This is a genomic window from Cupriavidus sp. 8B, assembly GCF_054589115.1.
The window spans coordinates 28,147-40,713 of sequence record NZ_BAAILO010000447.1 but is presented as its reverse complement, the minus strand read 5'-3'; the positions used below and the strand labels follow the sequence as shown (position 1 = coordinate 40,713).

The window sequence follows — 12,567 nt, the reverse complement described above, 5'->3', positions numbered from 1 at the left end:
CAGACATGGCCCCCTCTTTTCCGCTCTTTTTGCCTGCCGACGAGGCGCCCCATAACGGGAGATGAAAACCTTGACGGCTCGCTGCGCATCGCGGGCGGGTGATTGCCGCCTGGGGGCGGAAATCACGGCCACGCCGAATCGTTGGGCTGGCGCTACCGCTTTTGCTGGTTTTGCTGGTTTTGCTGGTTTTGCTGGTTTTGGTGGGTTTGGAAGCGTCTCCTGATCACGCTGCCTTCCCCTTCTTGAAATGCGCTTGCAGCGCTTCAATCATCGCGGCTGCCGCCGTCGAGTCTCCCCTCTCCTTCAGCCGCACCAGGCAGATATCACGCACCAGCGAAGGCAACTGCATTGGCCGGATCGCCAGGCTTTCTTGCTGGAACTGGAATAGCGCCAGCGCCGGCACCACGGTCACGCCAAGCCCGGCGGCTACCAGCGCGGCCACGGTGGCCAGGTGTTCCACTTCCATGACCCCATTGAGCTTGAGCGGATGCAGCGCGGCATCCAGGTGCTGGCGCACGCTGCTGGTCCGGGAGAGCTGGATGAAGGGCAGGCCTGCCAGCGCTTGCGGCGTCACACGGCGGCGGCGGGCCAGCGGATGGTCCGCGGGGCAGACCAGGTGGAAGGTGTCCGTTACCAGGGGCTCGATGCGCAGGTCGCTGTCCTGCGCGGGGGCGGGCGCCAGCGCAAAATCCGCGCGGCCGCGCCTTACCAGGTCGATGCAGCCGTCCGCCAGCAGGTCGAACAGTTCGATGGCGATGCCGGGATAGCGCTGGTGGAAGGCGGCCAGGATCGGCGGCAGGTCGCCTGCCGCCAGGGAGGGCAGCGCGGCGATCGACACGCGTCCTTTGCGCCGCTCCGCATGGTCGCGCAGTTCGGCGAAGGCCGTCTCGAAATCGGTCAGCAGCCGTGCCGCCACTTCTTCGAAACGCCGTCCTTCCACGCTGAGTTCCACATGGCGCGTGGTGCGCTCGAACAGCCGAGTGCCGGCCTGCTCCTCCAGCGTCTGGATCAGCGCACTGAAGGCGGATTGCGACAGGTGGCAGGCCTGCGCCGCGCGGGTGAAGTTGCGGTGCGTGACCAGGGCCACGAAGGCGCGCAGGTGTTTGACGGAGAGGTTCATTGGCAGGCGCCCGGGCAGGTAAGATCCGCGTTTGGCGGACCGCGAAACGCGGTGGCCAGTGGCTTTGATTTCATCTGGAAAACCGATAGATTAATCCAAATTATCCGCTTTTTGGTTGACGGCGTCGCGTCTAGAATGGCTCCATCTGCCGCATTCCCGCGCGCGGCATGCCCTTCTTCACCCGGTTCTCACCAGGCTTTCATCCTATGACCGCCCCTTTGCTGATCGGCTCCGGCGCCGGCTTCTCCGGCGACCGCACCGACGCCGCCCTGCCCGTGGTGCGCACGCTGATCGCAGCGGGCGGGCCGGCCGTGCTGATGTTCGAGACGCTGGCCGAACGCACGCTGGCGCTGGCCCAGCTAGCGCGCCGCAACAATCCCGCCCACGGCTACGAGCCCCTGCTCGACGCGTTGCTGGCGCCGGTGCTGGGACTTTGCCTGGCCAACGGCATTCCCATCGTCGGCAATTTTGGCGCGGCCAATCCCCATGCTGCGGCGCAACGCGTGCGTGCGCTGGCGGCGGAGCTGGGCCTGGCGCCGCCACGGCTGGCGGTGGTGGAGGGCGACGATCTCTCGCACGATGCCGGCCGCGCCGTGCTCCGGCAGATCGTCGGCACGGGCTTTCCGGAGGCGCGCTTTGTCTGTGCCAACGCCTATATTGGCGCGCAGGGCATTGCCGACGCCCTGAGCGCCGGCGCGCAGGTAGTAGTCTGTGGCCGCGTGGCGGATCCCGCGCTGGCGGTCGGCCCGGCCATGGCGCACTTCGGCTGGTCGTGGCAGGACTGGGACCGGCTGGCGCGCGCCACCATGGCCGGGCATTTGCTGGAATGCGGGGCGCAGGTCACCGGCGGCTATTTCGCAGATCCCGGCATGAAGGACGTGCCGGATGTGCACGCCGTTGGCTATCCCATCGTGTGCCTGGACGAAGACGGCAATATCGAAGTGGGCAAGGCGGCGGATACGGGCGGCTGCGTGGACCTGCGCACGGTCAAGGAACAGCTCCTCTACGAAGTGCACGACCCCGCCGCCTATCTCACGCCCGACGTTATCGCCGACATCAGCGCGGCCACGGTCGAGCAGATCGGCCCGGACCGCGTGGCGGTGCGCAATGTGCGCGGCCGCGAGCGGCCCGAGCAGCTCAAGGCCAACCTGTTCTACGAAGGCGGCTGGATCGCCGAAGGCGAGATCTCCTACGCCGGCCCCAATGCCGCGGCGCGCGCGCGCCTGGCCGCCCAGATCGTGCGCAAGCGCATGCATCTGCTCGGCCATGCGGTGCCGATCCGCTTCGACCTGATTGGCGTGCTGAGCGTATTTGCCGACGATGGCGGCCGCCTGCTGCAACAGACACAACCCGGCGAGGCACAGGCGCGGGATGTGCGCCTGCGCGCCGCGCTGGCGCATGAGGACAAGCCCGTGGCCGAAGCGCTGCTGCGTGAAGTCAACGCGCTGTACACCTGCGGCCCCGCCGGCGGCGGCGGCGTGCGCACCGCGTTGCGCGCGCGGCTGAACGCCATGTCCTGCCTGGTGCCGCGCAGCGCCGTCACCGCAAGCCACACCCTGCTGCCATGAACGCTACCACTATCCCCACCACTACCCCCGCCACCATCGCGCTCTACCAGCTTGCGCACGGACGCACGGGCGACAAGGGGGATCGCTCCAACATCAGCGTGATTGCCTACGACGCGCGCGACTTCGATCACCTTGTCGCGCATGTCACCGAGGACGCGGTGGCGGCGCTGTTCCGCTACCGCCAGCCGGCGGCGGTCAAGCGCTACCTGGTGCCCTCGCTGCAGGCGATGAACTTCGTCATCGACGGCGTGCTCGACGGTGGCGTAAACGATGCGCTCAACCTCGATACGCACGGCAAGGCGCTGTCCTTCCTGCTGCTGCAACTGGAACTCCCGTTGCCCCCGCGGCTGGACGACGCCGGCTGAACGAGAACACCGAAGCAGAACGCCGAAGCAGAACACCGAAGTAAAGCGACAAGCCACAACGACAAACCACAGCGATTCCAAATTCGAACAGGAGACCAAAGATGTCCGCATACACCAAGCCCGCTTCCCGCCTGAAGGTGGTCACCGGCATCGCCGCCGCCGCGCTCGCGCTGCTGGCCGGCCCGGCGCACGCGGAGTTCCCGGACAAGCCGATTCGCTTCGTGGTGCCGTTCGCTGCCGGCAGCGCCACCGACCAGCTCGCCCGCGCGATCGGCCAGGCCATTACGGTGGATGCCAAGGTGACGGTGGTGGTCGACAACAAGCCCGGCGCCAACGGCTTTATCGCCGCCAGCGACGTGGCCAAGGCCAGCCCCGATGGCTATACCGTGCTGATCAGCACCAACACCACGCATGCGGCCAACGAGCATTTGTTCAAGAAGCTGCCTTACGATCCGGTCAAGGACTACGTTCCGGTGACCGCGCTGGGCCGTGGCGGCCAGATCATGGTGGTCAACCCGCAGTTGCCGGTCAACAATGTGGGGGAATTTATCGCGCTGGCCAAGAAGGAGCCGGGCAAGCTCAGCTTCGGCAGCGGCAGCTCGTCCTCGCGCATCGCCGGTGAGCTGTTCCAGCAGATGGCGCATGTGCAGTTGCTGCACGTGCCCTACAAGAGCAACCCGCTGGCCGTCACCGACCTGCTGGGCAACCAGATCCAGATGATGATCACCGATACCGCCACTGGCCTGCCCCAGGTCAAGAGCGGCAAGCTCAAGGCGCTGGGTGTGTCGGGCAAGACGCGCTCGCCACTGGCGCCCAACGTGCCGACCATCGACGAGGCCGGCGTCAAGGGCTATGAGATGAGCTATTGGTTCGCCGCCTACGCCCCGGCCAAGACGCCGCAGCCGGTGGTGGACAAGCTCAACGCCCTGATGGTGAAGGCGGCCAGGAGCGACACCGCGGCAAACTTCTACCAGTCCACCGGCACCGAAGTGTTTACCAGCACGCCGGCCGAGCTGGCCAAGTTCCAGGCGCAGGAATCGGCCAAGTGGGGCCGCATCATCAAGGCCGCCAATATCCAGCCTGAATAAGGCGTGGCCGGCGCCTCGCCGTGCGATCCACCCGCACGGCGAGGCAGCCAGGCCAGCTTACTGGGCCAGCGTCGCCTTGTATCCCACCGCATACGGCAGCTTGCCGGGCTTGGCGCTGCCCACCGGCTGCGAAAGCGCCGTGAACTCCGTCTCGTTGAACACCGTCAGGCCGCCCAGCGCCGCGGCGCCAGGCTACAGGCCACTGCAGCCCATTGCTGTCGCTTGATCATCAATCTCTCACCCGTTCGTTGTTCTTGTTTGCCGCCCACCTGTAAGGGCGGGCGGCGGAAAGATCACAATCTATGTCGGCTTGATGACGTGCTCGTGACGAAAGGACTTGAAACAAAGTTATCCAGGCGGGTGCCGCCGGGGGAATCCGGCGCATTCACTGGCAACCTTGCTGGCGGGAGGGCCGCGCCGCCGCTGACGCGAGAGACGGGCTACCATGCCGGCAACCTATCAACAATTGCCGCGCAGCAGCCTCTGGCCAGCCGCGGGCACCCGCAAGGCACGCATGAACGCACCCGCATCGACGCTTCCCGGCTCCCTCGATCCCCAGGCCCTGATCCGCACCTATATCCGCGCCAAGGATGAGAACCGCCCCCACCTGATGGCGCAGGCCTTCGCCGCCGATGCCACGCTGGAGATGACGGTCAAGTCCGAGGCCATCGCGTTCCCGGCCCGCAGCGAAGGCCTGGCCGCGATCAGCGACGTGCTGGTGCGGCGCTTTGGCCAGAGCTACGACAACGTTTATACGTTCTGCCTGGCAGAGGCCCCGCCCGCGGGCGACGCGCAACGCTATGGTTGCGACTGGCTGGTCGGCATGACCGACAAAGCCAGCGGTGGCGTGCGCGTGGGCTGCGGCAGCTACGCATGGGAATTCTCTGCACAGGCAGGCGCCCGGCGCGTGCAAGCACTCACCATCGTGATCGAGGCCATGGAAGTGATGCCGCCGGATGCCGCGCGGCCGGTGCTCGACGGCTGGCTGGCCCGCCTGCCCTATCCCTGGAGCACTGCCGCGCAAGTTTGCGAGCAGGCTCCGGCACTGGCACAGTTGGCACCGGTGCTGGCGTACCTGCGGTCCGGTGCCACGCACGACAAGCGTTGATCTTCCGGCCGGCTGCGCACCTTCGGCGAAGGCGACAAGCTGGTGGCAGGCCTGAGCGCGGTGCCGGCGCATGGGCACACCCCGGGCCACCGTGGCTACCTGTTCAAGTCAGGCGATCAAAGCCTGCTGTTGTGGGGCGATATCGTGCACAGCCACGCGGTGCAGTTCCGCCGCCCGGAGGTCGCGCTGGAGTTCGATGTGGACAGCACGCTGGCGGTGCATACGCGCAAGAAGCTCTTCGCCGATGCCGCGCGCGGCAAGCTGTGGGTGGCGGGCGCTCACTTGCCGTTCCCGGGGATCGGCCGTGTGCGCGTGGAGAGCAAGGGCTACGCCTGGGTGCCGGTGGAATACGGGCCGCTGCGCACGGACCGGTAGTGTCGATGCGGCGCGATGTGCCGGGGTTGCCGCTTAGCGCTTGAACCCCAGCACCAGCACGCCGGCGCCGACCAGCGCGATGCCGGCCCACTCGCGCAGGCTGGGGCGTTCGCCGAGGAAGATCACGGCGAACACCGCCACCAGCAGCAGGCTCAGCTTGTCCACCGGAGCCACCTTCGAGGCATCGCCAATCTTCAGCGCCCGGAAGTAACATACCCAGGAGGCGCCGGTGGCAAGTCCGGAGAGCACAAGAAAGATCCAGGTCCGCGGCGACAGCGCGAGCGGGTTGCTCCACTTGCCCGTGAGCACCACGAAAAAGCTCAGCACCACGATGATCACCGCCGTGCGCACCAGCGTGGCAAGGTCCGAGTTGATGCCTTCCAGCCCGATCTTGGCGAAGATCGCCGTCAGCGCGGCAAATACGGCCGACAGCAACGCCCAATGAAACCAACCGGTGGAAGAAGCCAAGGTGTTGTTGTGCTTGATCAAGGTTTGAGTGGCAAGCCAGCCCGCCAGGCAGGACTCAGGTGCGCCGGCGTTCCATGGCCACCAGCGAAGGCACAAAGCCGAGCTGCCCGAAGAAAGCTGCCTCGGACGAGCGCCCGGCGCGCAGCACCCACGTGATATCGGGATCGTTTCCGACGATGTGGCGCACCAGCGCGCGGCCGATGCCGCGGCGGCGATGGCTCGGCGTCACCGCGACCATCGACAGGTAACCATTGGAGATGTCGTCGCACAGCGCCCGCGCGAAACCGACGATCTGTCCCTTATCGACCGCCACCACCACCCGTTGCGAATTGGCGATCAGCCGGGCGAAGCGCTCCGTGTTGGCAACGCGGTGGGCCCACCCGTTGGCCGCAAGGAGTTGTCTGGCCGCCTCGATCTCTTCTGGCAGCAGATTGCGGATTTCCATCGGGGCTCCCCATGCAAGCAGATACAGCAACTCGGCGCTTCCCTTCTAATGGAGGGCGTCACGAGGCGAGTGCGGCGCGGGGCCGCAAAAAAGACTGCTGGCAGTGTAGCGAGCGCGCGAAGGCCCGTCAATTTGCGACAGGCCATGTTGCTTCCGCTCTATAGCGGGGTATCATGTTTCGCATGAATGCCTCGATCTTCTCTTCCGCCCATCCGGCCGATCAGCTGGCCGAGTTCTCCGACGCCGACGCGGCGCTGGCTCGCATCCGTGAAATCTACGATGCCTCGGTTGGCGCGATCCGCGCGCGCTTCGACGCCTTCGCCCAGGGGCAGCCGCTGCCGTCCGCGGCGCATGCCTGCTATCCCTACCTGGGCATCTCGGTCAATCTCGAAACCATGGTCACCGACAGCCGGCCATCCTGGGGCACGGTTGCCTACCCCGGGGTCTACGGCACCACGGTCACCCGCCCCGAACTGCTGGCCGACTATTACCGCGACCAGATCGAGCGCCTGATACGCTACCACCGCGTGCCCGTGGTGGTCGGCGTGAGCCGTCGGCCGATCCCGCTGCCGTTTGTCATCGAAGCCTCCACCACCGACATCAGCTACACCCAGGCGCGCGAGCTCGAGGCCTCGTTCGTGCTGCCCGAGCTGAGCCGCATCGACGACGCCATCGCCAACGGCACCTACGAGCCGGTGCCCGGCGAAGCCTGGCCGCTCTCGATGTTCCCCGGCGAGCGCGTGGACCTGGCGCTGCAGCGGCTCTATCACTACACCGGCACCGCGCCCCAGCATTTCCAGCGCTTCGTGCTGTTTACCAACTACCAGCGCTACGTCGACGAGTTCATCGCGCTCGGCCGCTCGCTGATGGCAGCCGAAGACGCGCAAGGCGCCGACGGCCACGTGCGCTTCGTCGAACCCGGCGATGTGATGCAAGAGCGCGGCGAGGCCGAGCCCGACGATGCCCTGCGCCCGCGCGCGCTGCCGCAGATGCCCGCCTACCACCTGGTGCGCGAGGACAAGCTTGGCGTCACGCTGGTCAATATCGGCGTGGGCCCGTCCAACGCCAAGACCATGACCGACCACCTTGCCGTGCTGCGCCCGCATTGCTGGCTGATGGTCGGGCACTGCGGCGGCCTGCGCCGCTCGCAGCAACTCGGCGATTACGTCCTGGCACACGCCTATGTGCGGGACGACCACGTGCTCGATCACGACCTGCCGCCCTGGGTGCCGGTGCCGCCTATCGCCGAGATCCAGGTCGCGCTGCAAGAGGCCGTGGTACGCGTGACGGGTTTGTCCGGCAACGAGATGAAGACCCGCATGCGCACCGGCACCGTGGTCTCCACCGACGACCGCAACTGGGAACTCAAGTCCAAGGCGCTGTACGCCCGCTTCAACCAGTCGCGCGCGATTGCCATCGACATGGAGAGCGCCACGGTTGCGGCCAACGGCTTCCGGCTGCGCGTGCCCTACGGCACCTTGCTATGCGTGTCCGACAAGCCGCTGCATGGTGAGCTCAAGCTGCGCGGCATGGCCAATGCGTTCTATCGGCAGCGGGTGAGCCAGCATATGTCGATCGGGCTGGAGGCGATTCGTATCTTGCGCGAAGGCGGGGCCGAGCAGTTGCACTCGCGTAAGTTGCGCAGCTTCGACGAGCCGGCGTTCCGTTAGGCTCGACAGGATACGCCAGAACCGTCTGCAATGACGACGGCTGTCACTCGCTCTCCCCTCGGGGGGACCGAGGCAGGCGAGCGCGTGGCCACGAAGGCAGAACGCCATCAGCTATTGGCGATAGGCCCCGGCAGGCATAGAATCGCGCGCTTCGCCCCGCTTTAGCACAATGACTAAGAATCACCATGCGGTTGTTACGCTGGCCAGCCTGACGCTTGCCGGCTGCCTGCGCTATCCGCATGCATCGGGCCATCTGGTTCGCACCGCGACGATCGCGGCATGCCTTGCGGATCTGGTGGGGCTGGATGCGGCGCACTGCGAGCGCATACGGCTCGCCACGCCGGTGCATGACGTTGGCAAGCTCGCCATCCCCGATGCCGTACTGCTCAAGCCTGGCAAGCTGCTCCCCGAGGAGCGGCAGGTGATCGAGCGGCATGCCGAGATCGGCGCCAACATACTTGCCGGCAGCGCCCACGCGCTGATTCGGCTTGCATCGCAAGTCGCGCATCATCACCACGAGCGCTTTGACGGTACCGGCTACCCATGTGGCCTGGCAGGCAATGAGATTCCGCTGGCCGCGCGTATCGTGGCCGTCGCCGACGTGTTCGACGCCATGACCGAGTCGCGCTGCTATCGCCCCGGCATGACGGACGACGATGCGTTGTCCATCATCTCGGCAGGATCCGGCACGCATTTCGACCCGGACGTGGCGCGCGTCTTCCTCGCCAATGTTCCGGTGATATTGCGCAGCCGGCGTTCAGCGCAGGCGCTGCTGTCCGCCGGCTCCGAGATGGCCGTGGTCGCGCGCTTCTACGGCTTGAATCGGGACGTATTGCGGCAGATCCCGCGTCAAGCCAGGGCCTGACGCGGGATCTGCCGCGCGTGCGTTGTGCCGTGGTGCGCCGTGGCGCGCTGTACCGCGTTTCGTCAGAAGCGGTAGCCCACGCCCATGCTGAACAGCCAGGGATCCAGGCTCACGTTCGAGACCTTCACGCCGGCCGCCTTGACATCGCTCGACAGCCAAACCTTCTTGATGTCGGCATTCAGGAACCAGTTCTTGGTGAGCTTGTAATCCATGCCGACCTGCAGCGCGGGAGCCACGCTCCAGCTATCGAGCGTCAGCGAATTGCTGGCAATGTCCGCGCCCCAGATGCGCGTGAAGTTCAGGCCGGCGCCGACATACGGGCGGAAGGTGCCGTTGGGCATGAAGTGATATTGCACCAGCAGTGTCGGCGGCAGATGGGTGAAGGAGCCGATCTTGTTGCCATCCAGGTAGACGTTCTGCTTCTGCGGCACGGTCAGCACCAGTTCGGCAGCGATGTGCGGCGTGAAGAAGTAGGTGACATCGAGTTCCGGAATCCACTTGTTGTTGACCGTGATGCGGTCCGAGGCGCCAACGCCGCCGATCGGGTCGGACTTGCCGGCCATGTCGAGATAGGTGCCGCGCAGGCGCACCATCCAGTTGCCCTGCGCGTCATCGGCAGCGGCGGCGGGCGCTGCGGCAACGGCGCCGAGCACGGCAAGGGTGGCGATGGCGGTGTTGGATAGGCGGGTAAGCAGGCGCTTGTTCATGATGGTTGGCTCGTGTTTCAGGAAACTTCACGCACAGTTTGGCGGAGCGTTTCCGGTCGAGCCTTGACCGAGAGCAAGAAGATGGGCATCGGTGGCGCGCACATGTGCATGCGTCGCGGCCTTGCGACAGTACCCGGTGCGCGTTGCACTGCTTGCGCACGCGCCGCGCAGCCATCTTTCGCATTTCCAATCCCGGGCCGGGCTTCTAAGGACATGCGCAAATATTCGTGGCAGACAAGCGTGCGCGCGCCTTACGCTGTGCACACAGTCAAGCCAAGAGCATGTCGTGGGCGTCCCGCAAGGGCGTCTTTCCGGGTGTGCCCCGTGGGGGCGGGGCACACCGGTTTTTCTGCGCCGAGACGTTAGGCCCGGGCGCGGCCGGCATCAATCGGCCAAGGCTTCCTCGCGAGGCGACTGGCTGGCGGCACGCAGGTGGCGGTTCACACCCGACACCACGGCCTTGAGCGACGCCGTGACGATATTGGCGTCGATGCCGGCGCCGAAGCCAGTGGCGGAGTCTCCTACCCGCACTTCCACATAGCAGGCCGCGGCAGCATTGGCGCCGGACGACAGCGCGTGCTCGTGGTAATCCATCACGCGCACCGGCATGTCCAGCGCGCCTTTGAGGCCGCTGACGAACGCATCGATCGGGCCGTTGCCCCGGCCGCGCGCGCCCACGGGCTCGCCATCGCGCAGCAATGCCACTTCGATCTCAACCTGGCCGCCGCTGTCGGACACCATCTGGTGGCCCATATAGCGCAGCGGCGCCTCGTGTTCGAGATATTCGCGCTTGAACAAGCCATACAAGTCATCGGCGCTGGCTTCGAGCCCGCTCTCATCGGTCATCGACTGCACCGCGCGGCTGAACTCGATCTGCAGGCGGCGCGGCATATAGATGCCGTGCACCTGTTCCAGCAGGTAAGCCATGCCGCCCTTGCCGGACTGGCTGTTCACGCGGATCACCGCATCGTAGCTACGGCCAAGGTCGGCGGGGTCGATCGGCAGGTAAGGCACTTCCCAGATGGCATCCGCCTTTTGCTGCGCGAAGCCCTTGCGAATCGCATCCTGGTGCGAGCCGGAGAAGGCCGTGAAGACCAGGTCACCAACATACGGGTGGCGCGGATGCACGGGAAGCTGGTTGCAATCCTCCACGCACTGGCGCACTTCATCGATATCGGAAAAATCGAGCTCGGGGTCCACGCCCTGCGTGTAGAGATTCAACGCCAGCGTCACCAGGTCGACATTGCCGGTGCGCTCGCCATTGCCGAACAGGCAGCCTTCCACGCGATCGGCGCCGGCCATCACGGCAAGCTCGGCGGCTGCCACCGCGGTGCCGCGGTCATTGTGCGGATGGACCGACAGCACGATGTCGCTGCGCCGTGCAAGACGCCGGTGCATCCATTCGACCTGGTCGGCGAAGATATTGGGCGTGCTGCATTCCACCGTGGTCGGCAGGTTGAGGATGAGCGGGCGGGCTGCGCTCGGCTGCCAGATCGCGGATACCGCATCGCAAACCTCGAGCGAGAAATCCAGCTCGGTCATGCTGAAGGTCTCGGGCGAGTATTCGTAGCTCCATGCCGTCTCGGGCATGCCATCGGTCAGCGCCTTGATCAGGCGCGTGCCCTCCAGCGCGATCTCCTTGACCTCCTCGCGGCTCGCGCCAAACACGATGCGGCGAAAGGCTGGGGCGATCGGGTTGTAGAGATGCACCACGGCGCGCGCGGCGCCGCGCACGGATTCGATGGTGCGCTGTATCAGGTCCGCGCGCGCCTGCGTCAGCACCACGATGGTCACGTCGTCCGGGATGCGGTCTTCCTCGATCAGCATCCGCACGAAATCGAAATCGGTCTGCGAGGCCGAGGGGAACGCCACCTCGATCTGCTTGAGCCCGATCTTGACCAGCTGCTCGAAGAAGCGGAGCTTGCGCTGCGGGTTCATCGGCTCGATCAGGGCCTGGTTGCCATCGCGCAGATCCGTGCTCATCCAGATCGGCGCGCGCGCGATGCGCTTGGCGGGCCAGGTTCGGTCGGCGATATCAACGGCGGTGGCAGGGCGGTATTTGGTGGCGGGATTGCGCAACATCATGACGGTTCTCCTTCCTCGCGGGAAGATGCAAGACAAGAAACAAGGCACAAGACGCAAGATCGCCAAGGCGTTGAAACGCTCAAAAGCGAAGGCGTCAGAAAGCTAATGCGGAAAAAGGGTGGCGCGAGGCTGCCGAACTGCCACTAGGCACTAGGCCCGGCAACCGATCAGTAGGTCTAGCTGTAGCGAGGCGGAAAGACGCGGCGAGAGGGCCGGTGCAACAAGAGCAATGGCGGTACCCAGCGCGCGACCTGCTGCCGGCACGCGCGCGGCTGCAGCGATGCTGGAGGCATCGGCGGCGTGGCGGTGGAAGCAGGTGGCTTGGTGCATTGCGTGGCGTGCGGGGAGCGGTGTGAGGGAAGCGGTGCGGATGACGCGGCTTACCAAGGTTCGTCGATAACTTGTCATGCATGCCGAGCACCTTTTGGCGGCCGGCAGCCGGCAAGAATAGTCGAGAACGCGAACGGGCGTCAAGGACGGGCACGCCGAGCCCCCTCCAAATGCCGGTTGGGCAGCCACCTCCATTTCGCTATCAGCACGGACTTGTGGCTGAGCCCAGATGTGCGTGAGCGTACATAAGCGCCGAACTCTCAGCCGTCTGGCTGGTACAGCCGTGTGCACATCCTGACTAGCCTAGATAGCACGCGGCTGTCCAATTCCGCCATTTACCTGTCCGGTCGCGCAAACATAACGAGTCTGGCCA

At 65.8% G+C, this 12,567-nt stretch carries 11 protein-coding genes and 1 pseudogene; 7 read left to right on the top strand and 5 right to left on the bottom strand.

Annotated features, from left to right (window positions below):
• Window positions 1–223 precede the first annotated feature (223 nt).
• Entirely contained in the window at window positions 224–1,120 is an 897-nt protein-coding gene (locus tag ACYP5B_RS43535; RefSeq protein ID WP_400094720.1) for a LysR family transcriptional regulator, read from the bottom strand.
• Window positions 1,121–1,326: 206 nt separating this feature from the next.
• Here ACYP5B_RS43535 and ACYP5B_RS43530 point away from each other — a divergent pair, with 206 nt between their 5' ends.
• The 5 genes and pseudogenes from ACYP5B_RS43530 to ACYP5B_RS43510 form a co-directional block, all read left to right on the top strand.
• Window positions 1,327–2,688, top strand: coding sequence for an acyclic terpene utilization AtuA family protein (locus tag ACYP5B_RS43530; protein ID WP_400094722.1), 1,362 nt, complete (start codon window positions 1,327–1,329; stop codon window positions 2,686–2,688).
• Entirely contained in the window at window positions 2,685–3,053 is a 369-nt protein-coding gene (locus tag ACYP5B_RS43525; protein WP_400094724.1) for an AtuA-related protein, read from the top strand. Before ACYP5B_RS43530 ends, ACYP5B_RS43525 begins: the two co-directional genes overlap by 4 nt.
• Window positions 3,054–3,154: 101 nt before the next feature.
• The gene (locus ACYP5B_RS43520) at window positions 3,155–4,141 is read left to right on the top strand and encodes a Bug family tripartite tricarboxylate transporter substrate binding protein (protein ID WP_318231461.1); all 987 of its coding nucleotides are present in this window, start codon (window positions 3,155–3,157) and stop codon (window positions 4,139–4,141) included.
• 514 nt (window positions 4,142–4,655) lie between these two features.
• Window positions 4,656–5,249 carry a hypothetical protein gene (locus ACYP5B_RS43515; protein ID WP_400094769.1) on the top strand — a complete coding sequence of 198 codons (594 nt, stop codon included), beginning with the start codon at window positions 4,656–4,658 and terminating at the stop codon, window positions 5,247–5,249.
• Window positions 5,250–5,624: pseudogene (locus ACYP5B_RS43510) on the top strand (MBL fold metallo-hydrolase); the annotation flags it as partial.
• Between the two features lie 33 nt (window positions 5,625–5,657).
• Here ACYP5B_RS43510 and ACYP5B_RS43505 read toward each other — a convergent pair.
• Both ACYP5B_RS43505 and ACYP5B_RS43500 read right to left on the bottom strand, forming a co-directional pair.
• Window positions 5,658–6,092 (bottom strand): EamA family transporter, encoded by a 435-nt coding sequence (locus ACYP5B_RS43505; RefSeq protein WP_318231459.1) that lies wholly within the window; start codon window positions 6,090–6,092, stop codon window positions 5,658–5,660.
• A 55-nt stretch (window positions 6,093–6,147) separates the two neighbouring features.
• Entirely contained in the window at window positions 6,148–6,537 is a 390-nt protein-coding gene (locus tag ACYP5B_RS43500; RefSeq protein WP_318231458.1) for a GNAT family N-acetyltransferase, read from the bottom strand.
• A 173-nt stretch (window positions 6,538–6,710) separates the two neighbouring features.
• Between ACYP5B_RS43500 and ACYP5B_RS43495 the strand changes: the two genes are divergently transcribed.
• Both ACYP5B_RS43495 and ACYP5B_RS43490 read left to right on the top strand, forming a co-directional pair.
• The gene (locus ACYP5B_RS43495) at window positions 6,711–8,207 is read left to right on the top strand and encodes an AMP nucleosidase (RefSeq protein ID WP_400094726.1); all 1,497 of its coding nucleotides are present in this window, start codon (window positions 6,711–6,713) and stop codon (window positions 8,205–8,207) included.
• 169 nt (window positions 8,208–8,376) lie between these two features.
• Complete coding sequence (locus ACYP5B_RS43490) at window positions 8,377–9,072, top strand: HD-GYP domain-containing protein (RefSeq protein ID WP_400094728.1); 696 nt, start codon at window positions 8,377–8,379, stop codon at window positions 9,070–9,072.
• Window positions 9,073–9,134: 62 nt separating this feature from the next.
• Here ACYP5B_RS43490 and ACYP5B_RS43485 read toward each other — a convergent pair whose 3' ends face one another.
• Both ACYP5B_RS43485 and leuA read right to left on the bottom strand, forming a co-directional pair.
• Complete coding sequence (locus ACYP5B_RS43485; protein ID WP_400094730.1) at window positions 9,135–9,779, bottom strand: OmpW/AlkL family protein; 645 nt, start codon at window positions 9,777–9,779, stop codon at window positions 9,135–9,137.
• Between the two features lie 384 nt (window positions 9,780–10,163).
• On the bottom strand, window positions 10,164–11,861 hold the full coding sequence (leuA, locus tag ACYP5B_RS43480) for a 2-isopropylmalate synthase (protein ID WP_459573754.1): 1,698 nt from the start codon (window positions 11,859–11,861) through the stop codon (window positions 10,164–10,166).
• Between the last annotated feature and the right edge of the window lie 706 nt (window positions 11,862–12,567).